The organism is Pseudomonas sp. WS 5503, from assembly GCF_012985385.1.
Taxonomy (GTDB): Bacteria; Pseudomonadota; Gammaproteobacteria; order Pseudomonadales; family Pseudomonadaceae; genus Aquipseudomonas; species Aquipseudomonas paracarnis.
The window spans coordinates 552,693-569,179 of record NZ_JAAQWI010000001.1 but is presented as its reverse complement, the minus strand read 5'-3'; the positions used below and the strand labels follow the sequence as shown (position 1 = coordinate 569,179).

The following is a 16,487-nucleotide window of genomic DNA, read 5'->3' as shown; positions in this document are numbered from 1 at the left end:
TGGCGCAATTGTTTCCAGGTATGACCCGGCGTGAAGAGAAGCAGCGATTACACCACCACTCCCCGTGCCTGGGTCTCAGCGAATCGGCCTGACAATAGACGGCGGGCCGATACGCCCTGGCGCCGGGTCTTTTGGCTGTGGAGCGTCGTTGTTCTCTACGCTGAGCGGGTATAGCGGGTTGCGCATGGCGATCCCCTGCATCACGCCGATGATGTCATTGAAAGGCACCGCCGGGCTGAGCAGGTAGCCTTGGATGTAGTCACAGCCATGCTTGAGCAGCAACTCGAACTGTGCCTGGGTTTCCACGCCTTCGGTAACCACCTGCAAGTGCAGGGTGTGGGCCATGCCGATAACCGCCTGGACGATTTCACTGTCTGCGGTGGATTTGGGAATGTCCTGGATAAACGAGCGGTCGATCTTCAAGGTGTTGAGCGGCAAGCGCTTGAGATAAGCCAGCGACGAATAGCCAGTGCCGAAGTCATCGATGGCCAGTGACACACCCAGGGCGCGAATTTGCCGCAACAGTGCCAGGGTGCTGCTGATGTTGCCCATCAGCGCATTTTCAGTGACTTCCAGTTCAAGTCGGTTGGTGCCTATTCCGGCGAAGCGCAGGGCGTCTTCGATTTCATCGGCCAGTTCGTCACGCGCCAGGTTCAACGCCGAGCAGTTTACCGCCATGATCAACTCGGTGTAGCCCCGGTCAGACAACAGGCTCAGGTCGTGACAGGCCTGGCGCAATACCCAGTGGTCCAGCTCGGCGATCAGCCCGTTGTTCTCGGCAATGCCGATAAAGCGGTCCGGAGCCAGCAGCCCGTGTTGGGGGTGTTGCCAGCGCACCAGGGCTTCCAGGCGCGTGACCTTGCCCAGCTTCATGTCGAAGATCGGCTGATAAAACAGCACCAGCTGGTTGCGCGTACGCAAGGCGGCGCGCAGTTCCTCCTCCAGTTGCAGCTCAAGGAACGCGCGTGTTTTCAGGTTGGAGCTGAAGAAGTGCAAGCTGTTGCGCCCCGCGTCCTTGGATTGGTACAGCGCCAGGTCGGCAGTTTTCAGCAGCTCTTCGCAGGTGTGGCCGTCCTCGGGAAACAGGCTGATGCCGATGCTGGTGGTCATCACCATGCGCCGGCCAGCCAGCTCGATGGGCTCTTTCATCTTCTGCATGATGCGCTGGGCCATCTGCCGGGCTTCGTCGCGGTGATGAATAGTGATCAGAATGCAGAATTCATCGCCGCCAAAGCGTGCCACTACATCTTCATGGCTGCGTATCGAGCCCTTGATATGCCCGGCCAGCACCGTGAGCAACTGGTCGCCCGCATCGTGGCCAAGGCTGTCATTGATGCGCTTGAAGTGATCAATGTCGAGAAAGATTACCGCCAGCATGCCTTGGCTTCGGGTTTTTTCCGCAACCTTTTCCGCGAAGATCTGATTGAAACCACGGCGGTTGAGCAGGCTGGTCAGCGCATCGAAGTGGGCCACTTGTTGCAGTGAAGCGCGGGCCTGGTCGAGTTCGCTGAGCAGCGCATTGACCCGGCGCAGGTCCCGCTCTTTGTGCTGCAGCTTTTTATCTGCCAGGGCTGCGCTGACACTACTGCCGATCACCAGCAAGGTAATTACCGCCACCGACAACCCCAGTTGAATCGGACTGCCATCCACCGGCAATGAAAGATCCGCGCCAGCGGGCACCAGCATTTGCATGGCCGCCATGCCGGTGAAATGCATGCTCAGGATCCCGGCCCCCAGCACCAGGCTGGCGGCGTATTTGAGCAGTTGGTGAAACATGCCGGTTCCGTTGCGCAGGTAGCTGGACAGCAACAATGCCGCCAGGCTGGCGCCGATGGCAATCGCCACCGAGGCCAGGAACAGCCGTGTTTCGAAGTACACCTGGGCCTGGGAGCGCATGGCCGACATGCCCACGTAGTGCATCAGCGCGATACCCAGTCCCATCCACACCGAAGCCACCAGGTACTGATGAAAGCGCAGGTGAGTATGACTGAGGGTCTGCATGGCGAGCAGCGAGGCGATCAGGGCGATCAGCAGCGAGGCGAACGTCATGATCAATTCGTAGTGAATGGCGATGGGGGCCTGGAACGCCAGCATGCTGATGAAATGGGTCGACCAGATTCCGCCTGCCAGGCAACCCGCGCCCAGCCAGCGCCAATGGCGGCGGGCGGTGGGGTCTTCGACATGGCCCACACGTTCGGCCATGTCCAGCGTACCGAAGCCCGCCGCGCAGGCGACCAGGTACGCCAGTAGCACCAGAAAGGGGTTATGACTGCAATTGAGTAATAAATGCCCACTGTCTGGAAGGTCGGTAAAAAAGTGCTGCCCCAGCCATTCCATAGCGTATCCCGTCATAGAGCCATGTCACTGCCAGAGGCGATGACCGATGAGATCGAGTATAGAAGTCTCCGAAGATTTGCCATGAGTAATGGCGTTTTGATCTCAAATTATTTTGACATGCCTTCCATAGCGTTTGGTGCTAAGCGCTGATGGGCAGGTCGAGTTCGAAGTGTGGGGCTTCCAGCGGCGCCAGGCCGAATGCGGCACGGGCGGCGTCGCAATCGACATTTTGCTCGCCCTGGCTCCAGGACGAGTCGAACTCACGGCATACGCTGGAGCGTTGCTCATAAATAGAGCAGCTGGTGGCCTGTCCGACTTCACCTTCAAGGCTGCAGCACCGTGCAGGTTTCTGATCGGTGCCGATCATCGCCACGCGGCTGGGGTTGATCTGCACCACCAGGTCATCGGGCACCGTGCCCCCGGACGAGGCGCACTCACCCCAGAAGAAAGACACGCGAAAGTGTGAACAGCAGGCACCGCAATTCAGACACGGACTGGCTTCGGACATGGGCGTCATCAATAAGAAAAGTAGGAGGAGGGTGCTACGAAAGGCTCGCCATTCTATCCGTGCCATCGCCATTGGGAAGAGGGGCACGCACTTATATTTTCGTGGGCAAAATCCGCTGTTGCCTGGGTGAAATCATGTCCTATCAGCTTTACGAATCATTACAGACAATCACTGACAGCCTGACTATGTTGCAGTGACCTGAGCAGGATGCATCGGGCATCGCAGCTCTCATAACAATAAAAGAGACGGACCCATGCAGAACTCGACCCAAGCGGCGAATGCCTGGCGCATTCTGTTCCTGCTGTTCCTCGCTAACCTGTTCAACTTTTTTGACCGCACCATTCCCGCGATCATCATTGAGCCCATCCGCATGGAATGGCACCTGAGCGACTTCCAGCTCGGTATCATCGGCACCGCTTTTACCATCGTCTACGCCATTGCCGGGCTGCCGCTCGGGCGCCTGGCCGACACCGGTTCACGCAGCAAGTTGATGGGTTGGGGCCTGTTCGCCTGGAGTGGGCTGACGGCGGTCAACGGCATGGTCGGCAGTTTCTGGACCTTCCTGCTGGTGCGCATGGGCATTGGCATCGGCGAAGCCAGCTATGCACCCGCGGCCAATTCGCTGATTGGCGACCTCTTTCCCGCCCACCGCCGTGCCCGAGCCATGGGGATTTTCATGCTTGGCCTGCCGTTGGGCCTGTTGCTGGCGTTCTTTACGATCGGTGCGATGGTCAAGGCGTTCGACAGCTGGCGCGCGCCCTTCTTTATCGCGGCGGTGCCGGGTCTTATCCTTGCGGTGTTTATGTTCTACATAAAAGAACCCAAGCGTGGTGCGGCGGAAACCGTGCAAGTCTCCCAAGAGCGCGTCGACCGCCCGATCCGTCGCGTGCTGGCTGTGCCGACCTTTCTGTGGCTGGTGCTGGCCGGGTTGTGCTTTAACTTTGCCACCTATGCGTGCAACTCGTTCCTGGTGCCGATGCTGCAGCGCTATTTCCTCATGCCGTTGCAGGACGCGGCCGTCGCGACGGGTGTCATCGTCGGCCTGACCGGTTTGGTGGGCCTGACGCTGGGGGGCTGGATTGCCGACAAGATTCATCAGCGGGTCGCCAATGGCCGACTGTTGTTTGCCGCCTTCAGCTTGATCATCTCCACGGTCACCACTGCCTGGGCATTGCATGCCGGGCGTGTCGAAATCGGGGTGTTTGTCGCGCTGTTCAGTGTGGGCTGGCTGTTTGCCTACAACTTCTATACCTGCGTGTATACCGCGATCCAGGACGTGGTCGAACCACGCTTGCGCGCAACGGCGATGGCGCTGTTCTTTGCCGGGCTGTATCTGCTCGGCGGTGGCATGGGGCCGGTGGTGGTCGGGGCGTTATCCGATCACTTTGCCCATTCAGCGATGTATGCGGCTGGGGCGCAGCAGATGACAGAGGCTTATAAAGCGGTAGGCTTGCATGACGCCATGTACCTGATTCCAGTGGCGTTGTTCTTGACCATGCTGTTTCTGTTCCAGGCCTCGCGCAGTTTTGTGCGCGATGCCAAGCGGATGAAGGAAGGGTTGAGTGCGGTCGAGGTGCCGGCAGCGGCGGCAACGGCGTGAGACCGAGTGATCGTTCCCATGCTCTGCGTGGGAACGCCGCTCTGGACGCTCTGGGTCCGCTTTAAAGTCGTGACGCAGAGCGTCACATGATGCATTCCCACGCCGAGCGTGGGAACGATCTCTAAGGCTAATAAAAAGGCCCGCATTGCGCGGGCCTTTTACGTTCAGCGGATTATCAACCCGCCACCAACACCCGAATCGCTTCCAGTCGCAGTGCCGCTTTATCGAGCATGGCCAGGCCTTGCTCGCGCTGGTTGCGCAAGGCGACCAACTCGCTGTCACGCACGGTCGGGTTGACCGCTTGCAGTGCGGTCAGGCGCGCCAGCTCTTCGTCGGTGTCTGCCGCCAGGCGACGCTTGGCTTCGGCTACACGCTCGGCGTGACGCGGGGCGATCTTCTCTTCACCGGCGTTGATGCGCGGTGTGAGTTGGTCGCGCTGCGCCTGTACGAATTTGTTCGCGCTGGCCCGTGGCACGCTTTCCAGCTGGTCATTCAAGGTCACGAACGACACGCGGCCCGACAGGTCATTGCCGTTGGCATCCAGCAGGCAGCGCAAGGCGGCCGGTGGCAGGTAGCGACCCAGTTGCAGGGAGCGCGGGGCGACCACTTCGCTGACATACAGCAGTTCAAGCAATACGGTGCCTGGCTTGAGCGCCTTGTTCTTGATCAGTGCCACGGCGGTGTTGCCCATGGAACCGGACAGCACCAGGTCCATGCCGCCTTGCACCATCGGGTGTTCCCAGGTGATGAACTGCATGTCTTCGCGCGACAGCGCCTGGTTACGGTCGTAGGTGATGGTCACGCCTTCGTCGTCGCCCAGGGGGAAGCTGGCGTCGAGCATTTTTTCGCTGGGCTTGAGGATCAGCGCGTTTTCCGAATGGTCTTCGCTGTCGATGCCGAATGCGTCGAACAGGGTTTCCATATAGATCGGCAGGGCGAACTGGTCGTCTTGTTCGAGGATGTCCTCGACCAGTGCATCGCCTTCGCCAGCGCCGCCTGAATTGAGTTCGAGCAAGCGGTCGCGACCGGTGTGCAGCTCCTGCTCCAGACGCTCGCGCTCGGCACGGGCTTCGTCGATCAGGGCTTGCCACTCGCCGTCGTCGGCGGCTTCCAGCAAGGGCAGCAGGCGTGGGCCGAACTGATGCTGCAAGGCGTTGCCGGTCGGGCAGGTGTTGAGGAAGGCATTGAGCGCCTCGTGGTACCACTGGAACAGGCGCTCTTGCGGGCTGGTTTCCAGGTAGGGCACGTGCAGTTCGATCACGTGTTTCTGGCCGATCCGGTCCAGGCGCCCGATGCGCTGTTCCAGCAGGTCGGGGTGGGACGGCAGGTCGAACAGCACCAGGTGATGGGAGAACTGGAAGTTGCGGCCTTCACTGCCGATTTCCGAGCAGATCAGCACCTGGGCACCGAACTCTTCATCGGCAAAATAGGCAGCGGCGCGGTCACGCTCCAGAATATTCATGCCTTCGTGGAACACCGTGGCCGGGATGCCGGAGCGCACACGCAGGGCGTCTTCCAGGTCCATGGCGGTTTCGGCGTGGGCGCAGATCACCAGGACCTTGGTGCGCTTGAGCATTTTCAACTGGTCGATCAGCCACTCGACCCGAGGGTCGAAACGCCACCAGCGGTTCTCTTCCTCGATGTCCGGTTGCGCCTGGAAGCTGACTTCCGGGTACAGCTCGGCGTGTTCGCCCAGGGGCAGTTCGAGGTATTCGTCCGGGTTCGGTAGCGGGTAGGCGTGCAGCTTGCGCTCGGGGAAGCCTTGCACCGCAGCACGGGTGTTGCGAAACAGCACGCGGCCGGTGCCGTGGCGGTCCAGCAGTTCACGCACCAGGCGCGCGCTGGCCTCGGTGTCGCCATCGTTGACGGCGGTGAGCAGGGCTTCACCTTCGTCACCGAGGAAGCCTTGAATGGTCTTGTGCGCGGTCGGCGACAGGCGGCCCTTGTCCAGCAGCTCCTGCACGGCTTCGGCCACCGGGCGATAGTTTTCGCTCTCGGCGCGGAAGGCTTGCAGGTCGTGGAAGCGGTTCGGGTCCAGCAGGCGCAGGCGTGCAAAATGGCTGTCCTGGCCAAGTTGTTCCGGAGTGGCGGTCAGCAGCAGCACGCCAGGAATCACTTCGGCCAGTTGTTCGACCAGCGAGTATTCGGCGCTGGCCTTGTCTTCGTGCCACACCAGGTGGTGGGCTTCGTCGACTACCAGCAAGTCCCAGCCGGCGGCGAACAGCGCGTCCTGGGCCTTCTCGTCGTCCACCAGCCATTCCAGCGCAACGAGTGCAAGCTGGGTGTCTTCGAACGGGTTGGTGGCATCGCTTTCGATAAAGCGCTCTTCATCGAACAGCGCAACCTGCAGGTTGAAGCGGCGGCGCATTTCCACCAGCCATTGGTGCTGCAGGTTTTCCGGGACCAGGATCAGTACGCGGTTGGCACGGCCCGAGAGCAGTTGGCGATGGATCACCAGGCCTGCTTCGATGGTCTTGCCCAAACCCACTTCGTCTGCCAGCAACACCCGTGGCGCGATACGGTCAGCGACTTCGCGGGCGATGTGCAATTGGTGGGCAATCGGTTGGGCGCGTACGCCACCCAGGCCCCACAGCGAGGACTGCAACTGGCGGCTGGTGTGTTCCAGGGTGTGGTAGCGCAGCGAGAACCACGCCAGCGGGTCAATCTGCCCGGCGAACAGGCGATCACTGGCCAGGCGGAACTGGATGAAGTTGGACAGTTGGGTTTCTGGCAGGGTGACCTGCTCGTTCTGCCCATTGAGGCCGTGGTAGACCAGCAGGCCATCGACGTCGTCGACTTCCTGTACGGTCATTTTCCAGCCTTCGAAATGGGTGATGGTGTCACCCGGCGAAAACCTCACGCGAGTGAGGGGCGCATTCCGTAGCGCATACTGGCGAGTGTCGCCAGTGGCCGGATAGAGCACGGTCAACAAGCGGCCGTCCTGTGCCAGAACGGTGCCTAACCCCAGCTCTGCTTCGCTGTCACTAATCCAGCGTTGCCCCGGTTGATACTGCTGCGCCATGCTGCCTGACTCCCGCCGTGAAAAAGCCGACTATGTTAACGGAACACGGCCCGGCGCCCAAGAACTCTGACAAAAACTACGCTGTTTGTACGGGCAGGCGGAAATTGAATCGACGGGTGGCGGGCACTTGAGAGTGTCGACTGAGTCACAGCTTGGCACGCGGGTGCTCAAGTCGCCCTGCCACCCGCCGACAGCCTGTTGATCAGGAGAATAATTATCATGCTGCCACCCATGCTGCCCGTCAGTGTTGTGCCGGTCACGTCGCAACTCGACCCGGCACGCCAGAAACCGGATATTCCGCCGGTAGTGCCCGTTCAGCCGGGCTCCAACGAGAGCACGATCGACCTGAAAAAAGGCGATGCCGAGCAATCGACCTTTCTGCTGCGCGAAGAGCAGCGTCGCCAGCAGGAGCAGCAGAAACGCCGGCGCGAAGCCGACGACGACGCGGAGCAGCATTTGCCGATTCCCGGCGACTTGCTCAACGCTGACAACACCGTGCCCGTGGCGCCGCTGATCGAAGACGCGCCGCGCCAGGGCCTGTGGGTGGATATCGAGGTTTAATCGTTCAGTTCGCGCAGCGCCTTCACCAGTAACTCAATCTCGTCATCGGTGTTGAGCGGGCTGACGGAGATGCGCGCAATGCTGTTCAACCCACGTGCTTGCATATCCAGCGGGGTGTAGGCCACGCCATTGGCGCCGATGTTGATGCGCTTGCAGGCCAGGCGTTGCTTGAGTTCAAAGCTGTCCCAGCCGGCCAGGTTGAACGCGATCAAGCCTGAATGCGTTCTGCCTAAGTCATGCAAGGTAATTCCCGGTATCTGACGCAGTGCTTCGCGGATTCGCGCGCTGGTCTTCGAGACCCTTTGCCATACTTGCTCAATCCCCAAGTGATTGATTTCTTGCAACGCATTGCCCAGGCCGGCCAGCAGGGCGAAAGAGACTTCGCTGGTTTCAAAGCGCCGGGCGTCGTTGCGCAGGTGGAAGCCTTCGGCGGTCCAGGGCGCTGAAAACACGTCGCGTTGGGCCGGGTTCAGATGCGGCAGAAAATCCGGCCTGATATACAGCAGCGCGGTACCGCGAGGCCCGCGCAGGTGTTTGCGGCCGGCGGACTTGAGCACATCGCACTGCAACGCTTGCACATCCACCGGCACCTGGCCGACGGCTTGGCCCGCGTCGATGAAGTAGGGAATGGTATGCCGCCTGGCCACATCGCCGATGGCCTGGGCCGGGTTGATCAAGCCACCGTTGGCCGGCAGCCAGGTGAGGTCGATCAGCTTCACCTTGGCATCCAGCATCGCCTCCAACGCCACCGGGCAGGCCGCGCCGCTGGCATCGCACGGGATGACCTCCACCCGCGCCCCGGCTTGAACGGCCAGTTCCATGCTCGCCAGGTTACCGCCCCATTCGTGGCGCCCCACTAGAATACGATCGCACGGCTGCCATGGCCCCAGCGCCTGGAAGGCCATGCTCCAGGCCGTCGAGCCACTGCTGGCGAAGGCAATCGATGAGGCGGGCGCATTGAGCAGTTTGCCGGCGGCTCGGCGGGCCTTTTCCACTAAGACGGCACCCTGTTCTCCGGCCTCCATCGGGCCGTCGCGGGCTTCGCGTTGCAGCTGTTCGATGATGGCGTCGAGCGTCGCCTGGCTGGGCAAGGACGCCCCGGCGTGGTTGAAGTGCACGATGCCGGACTGGCAACCGGGCGTGGCTTCTCGCAAGTGCTGGACTTGCAGCGGGGTCATGGCTGCAGCTCGAAAATGGCGTCCACTTCCACGGCGACACCAGCCGGCAGACTGCAGACCCCTACAGCGGTGCGCACGTGCCGGCCCTTGTCGCCGAGGGCATTGACCAGCAGGTTCGAAGCGCCATTGGCGACCAGGCTTTGGCGCTGGAAGTCGGCGCTGCTGGCAATGAACACGCCCAGGCGCATGATGCGCACCACCCGCGACAGGTCATCGCCCAACGCGTCGCTCAATTGCCCCAGCAGGCCCAGCGCCGCCAATTCCGCCGCTTGGGCGCCATCTTCATCGCTGAGAGAATCGCCCAGCCGGCCAATGTAGGCGGGTTTGCCATCGGTCATGGGAATTTGTCCCGAGATGAACAGCTGGTGTTGGCTGATCACATGATTGACGTAGTTGGCAGCGGGTTGGCTGGGCGTGGGCAGTGTCAGGCCGAGGGCGTGTACACGCTGGCGGATTGAATCGGTCATGGTGAAATCCTCTGGTGTCAGAAGGTTCCAGCATGTTGGCGGTGGCGAGGGGCGACAAACGGATAGATCTCAACCGACGTATCGAAAAACCTCACGCGTCGGCACACGCCTGCTTCAACCACTGGCTGAAGCATTCAGCCGCCTCACTGAGCGGGCGCTGAGGTGCGATCAGCCAATAGCCGATATCGCTGTGATAGGGCGGCCAGTCAAAGGCCTCTACCAGGCTGCCGTCATGGAGCCTGCGTTCGATCAGGCGATGGCGGCCCATGGCGATCCCCTGGCCGGCCACGGTCGCTTCGACCACGATGTTGTAGTCATGCAGCATCACGCGGGGGTGGTGATCAAGGTTGACCTGGTAATGGGCCGACCAATCGGTCCACTCGAAAGGGCGGTGGGAGGTCGCCATCAACAGCGCGCCCCTGGCGATCTGCCTGGCTTTGAACCCAGGGCTGCATACCGGTGACAGGGTTTCGGCCATCAGGCGTGTGGCGCGCACGTCGGGCCAGTCGCCCTTGCCGTAGCGGATGGCCAGGTCAACCTCTGCCGTGGCGACGTTGGCCAGTTGAATGGCGGGCAGCAACTCCACTTGGATATGCGGGTAGCACCGTAGAAACTCGGCCAGGCGCGGCGCCAGCCATAACGTGGCAAAGGATGCCAGCAAGCCGATACGCAACACACTGGCGCTGGGCGCACCCCGTTGGTTGCGCGTCGCAGCGGCGATGGCGTCCAGGGCAGGGCGGATTTGCGCGTAGTAATCTTGCCCGGCCAACGTCAGGTCAATCGCACGAGTGCGCCGGATAAACAACGGTTTGCCCAAGTGGTGTTCGAGCTTATGTACCTGGTGGCTCAGCGCGCTTTGGGTCACCGACAACTCGTTGGCCGCCTTGATAAAACTCAAGTGCCGCGCCACGGCCTCGAAGGCGCGCAGGGCCAGCAGCGGTGGAAGGTCGTTGTGCAAGGCCACCTGGATGCGCCTCCTGGGCAGGGTAGAAAGTGCCGATTTTGGTCGATGGCCTGCATTTTGTCGCCCGCTTAATTGCCGTCGGGCGGGGCAGGCCGCATTATTGAGGCATTCCCGCCACGACGTAAGCCAAGCCATGAGTGATGACGACAAGCTGATCGACCTGAACGCCGAACGTGCCAAGCGCGTGCACGACCTCAATGACAAACGCTTGAATGAAGTGCGCCAAGCCTTTGAACAAGCCATGCCCTTGGGCAAGCCCAAGAAAAAGTCCAAGAACAAGCCGAAAAAGCGTTGAAACGCCCTGCATCCATTGATGCAGGTCAGTTATTCCCCTTCTTTACGCCCCGTTGTGGGCGACATTGATCCTGGTCAATTTCCCACTGCGCCTTCTCCATTAACTTAGCCCTATCGCAACAGGGCAAGTGCAGGAGGCCGGTCATGTTTTTCGATAATGTGGTTTTCGCCGGAGTGCTGACTGTTAGCCTCATGGTGCTGTTTTTTGTAGGGTTTGGATTTTTTATCTGGAAAGACGCGAACAAGCGTAAAAAACCTTAAGTCTTTCCGGGTTACATGAGCACGCAAGGCATTTTGGGCGACTTCGGTCGCCCTTTTTTTTGGCTTGATCGTTCCCACGCTCCGCGTGGGAATGCATCCCGTGACGCTACGCGTCACCCGTGCGCGAGTGGGACGCGGAGCGTCCGTGGCGGCATTCCCACGCAGAGCGTGGGAACGAGCATAAAAAAAGGTGCGATCCTCGCGGATCGCACCTTTTTTATTGCCGGCTGGCTATCAGTTGCCCAAAGCCTTGGACGCCAACCAGAACAACCCGGCCGAAAGGCCTACGGTCGCTGGCAAGGTCAATACCCAGGCCATCAGGATGGTCTTGACGGTGCCACCTTGCAGGCCGCTTTTGTTGGCAACCATGGTGCCCGCCACGCCAGAAGACAGGACGTGGGTGGTGGACACTGGCAGGGCGAAGATATTGGCAAAGCCGATCATGGTGGCCGTGGTGATTTGCGCCGACATGCCCTGGGCATAGGTCATGCCTTGCTTGCCGATCTTCTCACCGATGGTCAGTACCACGCGCTTCCAGCCCACCATGGTGCCCAGGCCCAGGGCCAGTGCGACCGCGAGAATCACCCAGAACGGAGCATACTCGGTGGTGGCGGTCAGGTCTTTGCGCAGCTTGTCCAGGTCTGACTTCTCACGGGAGTCCAGGCCTGGCAGCTTGCCGACCTTTTTCGCGGTGTCATCCAGGCAAAGCAGGTAGCGACGCACTTCGATGCGGTGGTCGGCCGTCAGCGAGTGGTAGTCCGAAACGCCCTTGAGGGTGCCCAGCAGCGCGTTGATCGTCGGTTCGGTCTGCTGCGGGTTGCAGCGGAACTTGCCCGGCAGGTCATCCTTCACGCTTTTGCCCAGGGCCAGGAACTCACCGAGGGTCTCGTGGTTGCGCTGGTAGAACTGGTTCAGGTGCAGGGTGGCGTCGCGGGTACGTTCGATCTGGTAAGTGGTGCTGCCCAGGTCCAATACGAACTGCGCCGGCACGATACCGATCAGTACCAGCATGATCAGGCCGATGCCTTTCTGGCCATCGTTGGAGCCGTGCACGAAGCTTACAGCCATGGCCGAAATCACCAGGACCAGGCGGTTCCAGAACGGCGGGTGCTTCTTGTCGTCGAGTTTGCGGCGCTGGTCCGGGGTCTTGTGCATCTTAGACAGCGGGCGCCACCACTTCAGGCCGATCAGCACCAGGGCGGCGACCAGGAAGCCCGCCATCGGCGAGAACACCAGGGAGGCGCCGATATCCACGGCCTTCTGCCAGTTCACACCGTCAGCCAGGGGGATGTCGTTGATCAACGCGTTGGCCAGGCCGACACCAAGGATCGAGCCGATCAGGGTGTGGGAGCTGGAGGCGGGGATACCGAAGTACCAGGTGCCCAGGTTCCAGGTGATCGCCGCCGCCAACAACGAGAAGACCATTGCCAAGCCGTGGCCGGTGTTCACATTGATCAGTAACTCCACCGGCAGCAAGTGCACGATGGCGTAGGCGACACCGACACCGCCGAGCAATACGCCGAGGAAATTGAACACCCCGGAGAAGAACACGGCCAGGTGTGGCGGCATGGCTTTGGTATAGATGACTGTGGCCACCGCGTTAGCGGTGTCATGAAAGCCATTGATGAACTCGAAGGCGAGGACAAAGGCCAGGGCGAGCAACAGGCTCACGAGAACCCAAGCATCCAGTCCGCTGAATAAATCGATCATGAAGGTTTTCTGACCCGGTCGTAAGGGGGCGCGATTATGCCAGAAAACATCAGTAATCGATGCATTAGCTGCTCATCGGTAACAATCTTCCTGGAAAAAAAACCGGCAAGACACACGTATCCCAGGGTTTTCGGGGCTTTGGCAAGTCTTTGATTTATAAAGCGCGGGCCGCGGAAGGCGGGCTTTTGTCATGAAAATGCCATGCCTGAAACATTTGTATGAAATTTCGTGGGTGGCTGTAGGTTACTGACCAGCGGCCGCTGAACCAGTGGTTGACCGGCAGCGACTGCAAGGCGCTGAACTCGACCAAAGTGCTCAGGGCTCCTCGGTCTTGAGTTCCTGCTCGATTTTTTGGATTTCCTGGGCAAATGCCTGATCCAGCAGGCTGGCTCGTTTGCGCCATGGTTTGCGTTCCGGCTCAGGTTGCGCGGCGTAGGTGGTGACTTCCCCGCCGTAGACGTCCTTGTAACGTTGCTCCTGGCGCTCAAGTTCCGCGCGCAGTTCATCTTTCGTCACAGTATTACCTAATTGAGTTGAGTTATTGATTGCGCAGTGTCATGCCTGAAAGTCGTGCTCGGGGCGATTCCAAATAGAACAGTAGAACCGTTCAAGTTGGTATACGGGCCTGAGGGCCGTTCTTTTAAGCGAGTACTTGTGGCCGGCGTTGCCTGCAGCCTGCAATACCTGGTGAGCTCCCCTCCCGATAGTGATACCGGGCTGACCTCTGCACAGGTTGCATTATAGCGACGCATTTGAATAACACTATCATCATGAAGTTAAAAAGCGTCAACGGCGTGCTTGGGTTTTGTTACATATCGCCGACGTATTTGTGAACAGCGTCATCTTCATATCTGTATTCATACTGATAGAAGGGTGAATGCCTACACTTTTCGGCGACATCAGCTAAATCTCAAACGTTATCTGCAGGATCTGCACCCCTGCCGGCCAAATTGCGATAATCGCATGGTTGTCCGATAATCGCCCAATGTTACCGGCGTTGACTTGTGCAGGGCGACCGGCACGGCTTGTAATAGCCGCCAACCCTCCCGTGGTGATAACAAGAGAAGGCCCGTTGAAATGAACGATCAATTGCGCAACTCCTTTGCATCAGTGGCGCCGCCGATCGTGGCTTCACCGGCCAAGCGCATCCAGGCATTCACCGGTGATCCGGATTTCATGACGTCCCTGGCCCGTGGCCTGGCCGTGGTGCAGGCGTTCCAGGAGCGCAAGCGTCACCTGACCATCGCCCAGATCAGCCACCGCACCGAAATTCCCCGCGCCGCCGTGCGCCGTTGCCTGCACACCTTGATCAAGCTCGGCTACGCCACCACGGATGGGCGCACCTACTCGCTGTTGCCCAAGGTGCTGACCCTCGGTCACGCCTATCTGTCGTCCACACCGCTGGCCGTTTCGGCACAGCCTTACCTGGACCGCATGAGCGAGCAGCTCCATGAAGCCTGCAACATGGCTACCCTTGAAGGCGATGACATCCTCTATATCGCTCGTTCCGCTACCACCCAGCGCCTGATCTCGGTTGACCTGTCGGTGGGCGGGCGCCTGCCTGCGTATTGCACGTCCATGGGTCGCATTCTGCTGGCCGCCCTCGACGATGCCTCGCTGCAGGATTATCTCGACCATGCCGACCTGCAAACCAAGACCAGCCGCACACTGACAACACCGCAAGCGTTATTCGAATGCCTGCAACAGGTGCGTCAGCAGGGCTGGTGCATTGTCGACCAGGAACTGGAGCAGGGCCTGCGCTCCATCGCGGTGCCGGTGTATGACGCGTCCGGCCAGGTATTGGCCGCGCTGAATGTCAGCACCCACGCCGGTCGGGTCAGCCGCAGTGAGTTGGAGCAGCGCTTTCTACCGAGCATGCTCAGCGCCAGCCGTGAGCTGAGTGCGCAGCTGTTTGCCTAAGCTGTTCGGTGACCGCACAGATCCCGGCTGGCTCGATTGACGGTGTTTCCCTTGGCTTATTAATGTGCGGCAGCGCTCTGAGGAGCCGCCCAATAAGAATGACGGCCCCAGGTCGTCAGCCCGCCATCGGTGTGGAATAAAAATAATGAATCAGCCTTCTGTCGGTACCACCCTGGACGTACAGTCCTTTATCAACACCCAGCCACTTTCGCGCTATCAGTGGCGCGTGGTGATCCTGTGTTTCCTGATTGTCTTTCTCGACGGCCTCGATACAGCCGCCATGGGCTTTATCGCGCCGGCACTGTCCCAGGACTGGGGCATCGACCGCGCCAGCCTCGGCCCGGTGATGAGCGCCGCGTTGATCGGCATGGTGTTTGGCGCACTCGGTTCCGGCCCGCTGGCCGACCGCTTTGGCCGCAAAGTCGTGCTGGTCGGCGCGGTGTTGGTGTTTGGTGCGTTCAGCCTGGCGTCGGCCTACAGCACCAATGTCGACCAGTTGCTGGTGCTGCGCTTTCTCACCGGTCTGGGCCTGGGCGCCGGCATGCCGAATGCCACCACCTTGCTGTCTGAATACACCCCCGAGCGGCATAAATCCTTGTTGGTGACCAGCATGTTCTGTGGTTTCAACCTCGGCATGGCCGGTGGTGGGTTTATTTCGGCCAAGCTGATTCCCGCGTTCGGCTGGCACAGCCTGTTGCTGATAGGCGGCATCCTGCCGTTGATCCTGGCGGTGGTGCTGTTGGTGTGGCTGCCGGAGTCTGCCCGCTACCTGGTGGTACGCAATCGCGGCACCGACAAGGTACGCAAGACCCTTGCCCCCATCGAGCCAAACATCGTTGCCCAGGCCACTCACTTCAGCGTACCGGAGCAAAAAACCGTCAAGGCCCGCAATGTGTTCGCAGTGATTTTCTCGGGCACCTACAGCGCTGGCACGTTGCTGTTGTGGCTCACGTACTTCATGGGCCTGGTGATTGTTTACCTGCTGACCAGTTGGCTCCCCACTTTGATGCGTGACAGCGGCGCGAGCATGGAACAGGCCGCGTTTATCGGCGCGCTGTTCCAGTTTGGTGGGGTATTGAGCGCGGTGGGCGTGGGCTGGGCGATGGACCGGTTCAACCCGCACAAAGTGATCGGCACTTTTTATCTGCTGGCCGGGGTGTTTGCCTACGCGGTGGGGCAGAGCCTGGGCAACATCACGCTGTTGGCCACCCTGGTGCTGGTCGCCGGGATGTGCGTCAACGGTGCGCAATCGGCAATGCCATCCCTGGCAGCACGTTTCTACCCCACCCAAGGCCGTGCCACCGGGGTGTCATGGATGCTCGGCATCGGCCGCTTCGGCGCGATTCTGGGGGCGTGGATGGGCGCTACTTTGCTGGGCCTGGGCTGGAACTTCGAGCAGGTGCTTACGGCACTGGTGATTCCGGCGGCATTGGCCACGGCAGCGGTGGTGATCAAGGGCATGGTCAGCCATGCCGATGCCACCTGAAACCAATCGCTACCCCTGTGGGAGCTGGCTTGCCTGCGATATCGGTGCTGAATCCACTCGCGCCATCGCAGGCAAGCCAGCTCCCACATTGACCCTGTTCCTTACAATGGTTAGTTAAGTAACAATCGGTTCGATAATCGAACGCTCAGTCGATTATCGGATTGTTCGGTCCATTTCCC

At 60.3% G+C, this 16,487-nt stretch carries 14 protein-coding genes; 6 read left to right on the top strand and 8 right to left on the bottom strand.

Translation table 11 applies throughout. The annotated features are described in order from the left end of the window. Nucleotides 1-75 precede the first annotated feature (75 nt). Nucleotides 76-2,337, bottom strand: coding sequence for an EAL domain-containing protein (locus HBO10_RS02810; RefSeq protein ID WP_034125957.1), 2,262 nt, complete (start codon nt 2,335-2,337; stop codon nt 76-78). Nucleotides 2,338-2,476: 139 nt separating this feature from the next. Next, on the bottom strand, nt 2,477-2,845 hold the full coding sequence (locus HBO10_RS02805) for a YkgJ family cysteine cluster protein (RefSeq protein WP_034125958.1): 369 nt from the start codon (nt 2,843-2,845) through the stop codon (nt 2,477-2,479). A 253-nt stretch (nt 2,846-3,098) separates the two neighbouring features. Here HBO10_RS02805 and HBO10_RS02800 point away from each other — a divergent pair, with 253 nt between their 5' ends. After that, the gene (locus HBO10_RS02800; protein ID WP_034125959.1) at nt 3,099-4,445 is read left to right on the top strand and encodes an MFS transporter; all 1,347 of its coding nucleotides are present in this window, start codon (nt 3,099-3,101) and stop codon (nt 4,443-4,445) included. 175 nt (nt 4,446-4,620) lie between these two features. Here the strand turns inward: HBO10_RS02800 and rapA are convergent, their stop codons facing one another. Beyond that, a complete protein-coding gene (gene rapA, locus HBO10_RS02795; RefSeq protein WP_034125960.1) occupies nt 4,621-7,467 on the bottom strand; it encodes an RNA polymerase-associated protein RapA in 2,847 nt (948 codons plus the stop codon). Between the two features lie 219 nt (nt 7,468-7,686). Here rapA and HBO10_RS02790 point away from each other — a divergent pair, with 219 nt between their 5' ends. Continuing rightward, entirely contained in the window at nt 7,687-8,028 is a 342-nt protein-coding gene (locus tag HBO10_RS02790; protein WP_014717286.1) for a hypothetical protein, read from the top strand. Here the strand turns inward: HBO10_RS02790 and HBO10_RS02785 are convergent. The 3 genes from HBO10_RS02785 to HBO10_RS02775 form a co-directional block, all read right to left on the bottom strand. After that, entirely contained in the window at nt 8,025-9,206 is a 1,182-nt protein-coding gene (locus HBO10_RS02785) for an aminotransferase class V-fold PLP-dependent enzyme (protein WP_034125961.1), read from the bottom strand. The two genes, HBO10_RS02790 and HBO10_RS02785, sit on opposite strands and share 4 nt — an antisense overlap. Next, a complete protein-coding gene (locus HBO10_RS02780) occupies nt 9,203-9,673 on the bottom strand; it encodes a RidA family protein (protein ID WP_034125962.1) in 471 nt (156 codons plus the stop codon). The genes HBO10_RS02785 and HBO10_RS02780 overlap by 4 nt, the downstream gene beginning before the upstream one ends. A 91-nt stretch (nt 9,674-9,764) precedes the next feature. After that, complete coding sequence (locus HBO10_RS02775) at nt 9,765-10,637, bottom strand: LysR substrate-binding domain-containing protein (RefSeq protein ID WP_034125963.1); 873 nt, start codon at nt 10,635-10,637, stop codon at nt 9,765-9,767. Nucleotides 10,638-10,770: 133 nt separating this feature from the next. Between HBO10_RS02775 and HBO10_RS02770 the strand changes: the two genes are divergently transcribed. Both HBO10_RS02770 and ccoM read left to right on the top strand, forming a co-directional pair. Next, nucleotides 10,771-10,932 (top strand): hypothetical protein, encoded by a 162-nt coding sequence (locus HBO10_RS02770; protein WP_005785860.1) that lies wholly within the window; start codon nt 10,771-10,773, stop codon nt 10,930-10,932. A gap of 143 nt (nt 10,933-11,075) precedes the next feature. After that, nucleotides 11,076-11,192: a cytochrome c oxidase subunit CcoM gene (gene ccoM / locus HBO10_RS31620; RefSeq protein ID WP_019817835.1), complete on the top strand. Its 117-nt coding sequence runs from the start codon at nt 11,076-11,078 to the stop codon at nt 11,190-11,192. Nucleotides 11,193-11,426: 234 nt separating this feature from the next. On the opposite strand, the gene HBO10_RS02765 is transcribed toward ccoM, so the two are convergent. Both HBO10_RS02765 and HBO10_RS02760 read right to left on the bottom strand, forming a co-directional pair. Further along, a complete protein-coding gene (locus tag HBO10_RS02765) occupies nt 11,427-12,902 on the bottom strand; it encodes an inorganic phosphate transporter (protein WP_003189291.1) in 1,476 nt (491 codons plus the stop codon). A 315-nt stretch (nt 12,903-13,217) separates the two neighbouring features. Continuing rightward, nucleotides 13,218-13,418: a hypothetical protein gene (locus HBO10_RS02760; RefSeq protein ID WP_003189295.1), complete on the bottom strand. Its 201-nt coding sequence runs from the start codon at nt 13,416-13,418 to the stop codon at nt 13,218-13,220. 561 nt (nt 13,419-13,979) lie between these two features. Here HBO10_RS02760 and pcaR point away from each other — a divergent pair. Then, nucleotides 13,980-14,822 carry a pca regulon transcriptional regulator PcaR gene (gene pcaR / locus HBO10_RS02755; RefSeq protein WP_003189296.1) on the top strand — a complete coding sequence of 281 codons (843 nt, stop codon included), beginning with the start codon at nt 13,980-13,982 and terminating at the stop codon, nt 14,820-14,822. A 145-nt stretch (nt 14,823-14,967) separates the two neighbouring features. Beyond that, on the top strand, nt 14,968-16,308 hold the full coding sequence (locus tag HBO10_RS02750) for an MFS transporter (protein ID WP_034125964.1): 1,341 nt from the start codon (nt 14,968-14,970) through the stop codon (nt 16,306-16,308). The last annotated feature ends 179 nt before the right edge of the window (nt 16,309-16,487 follow it).

Excerpts from the sequence above, each read along its gene's own strand:
- pcaR (WP_003189296.1), top strand. The coding sequence starts at position 13,980 with ATGAACGATCAATTGCGCAACTCCTTTGCATCAGTGGCGCCGCCGATC.
- HBO10_RS02785 (WP_034125961.1), bottom strand. The coding sequence starts at position 9,206 with ATGACCCCGCTGCAAGTCCAGCACTTGCGAGAAGCCACGCCCGGTTGC.
- HBO10_RS02750 (WP_034125964.1), top strand. The coding sequence starts at position 14,968 with ATGAATCAGCCTTCTGTCGGTACCACCCTGGACGTACAGTCCTTTATC.
- HBO10_RS02805 (WP_034125958.1), bottom strand. The coding sequence starts at position 2,845 with ATGTCCGAAGCCAGTCCGTGTCTGAATTGCGGTGCCTGCTGTTCACAC.
- HBO10_RS02770 (WP_005785860.1), top strand. The coding sequence starts at position 10,771 with ATGAGTGATGACGACAAGCTGATCGACCTGAACGCCGAACGTGCCAAG.
- HBO10_RS02810 (WP_034125957.1), bottom strand. The coding sequence starts at position 2,337 with ATGGAATGGCTGGGGCAGCACTTTTTTACCGACCTTCCAGACAGTGGG.
- rapA (WP_034125960.1), bottom strand. The coding sequence starts at position 7,467 with ATGGCGCAGCAGTATCAACCGGGGCAACGCTGGATTAGTGACAGCGAA.
- HBO10_RS02765 (WP_003189291.1), bottom strand. The coding sequence starts at position 12,902 with ATGATCGATTTATTCAGCGGACTGGATGCTTGGGTTCTCGTGAGCCTG.
- HBO10_RS02780 (WP_034125962.1), bottom strand. The coding sequence starts at position 9,673 with ATGACCGATTCAATCCGCCAGCGTGTACACGCCCTCGGCCTGACACTG.
- HBO10_RS02800 (WP_034125959.1), top strand. The coding sequence starts at position 3,099 with ATGCAGAACTCGACCCAAGCGGCGAATGCCTGGCGCATTCTGTTCCTG.
- HBO10_RS02790 (WP_014717286.1), top strand. The coding sequence starts at position 7,687 with ATGCTGCCACCCATGCTGCCCGTCAGTGTTGTGCCGGTCACGTCGCAA.
- ccoM (WP_019817835.1), top strand. The coding sequence starts at position 11,076 with ATGTTTTTCGATAATGTGGTTTTCGCCGGAGTGCTGACTGTTAGCCTC.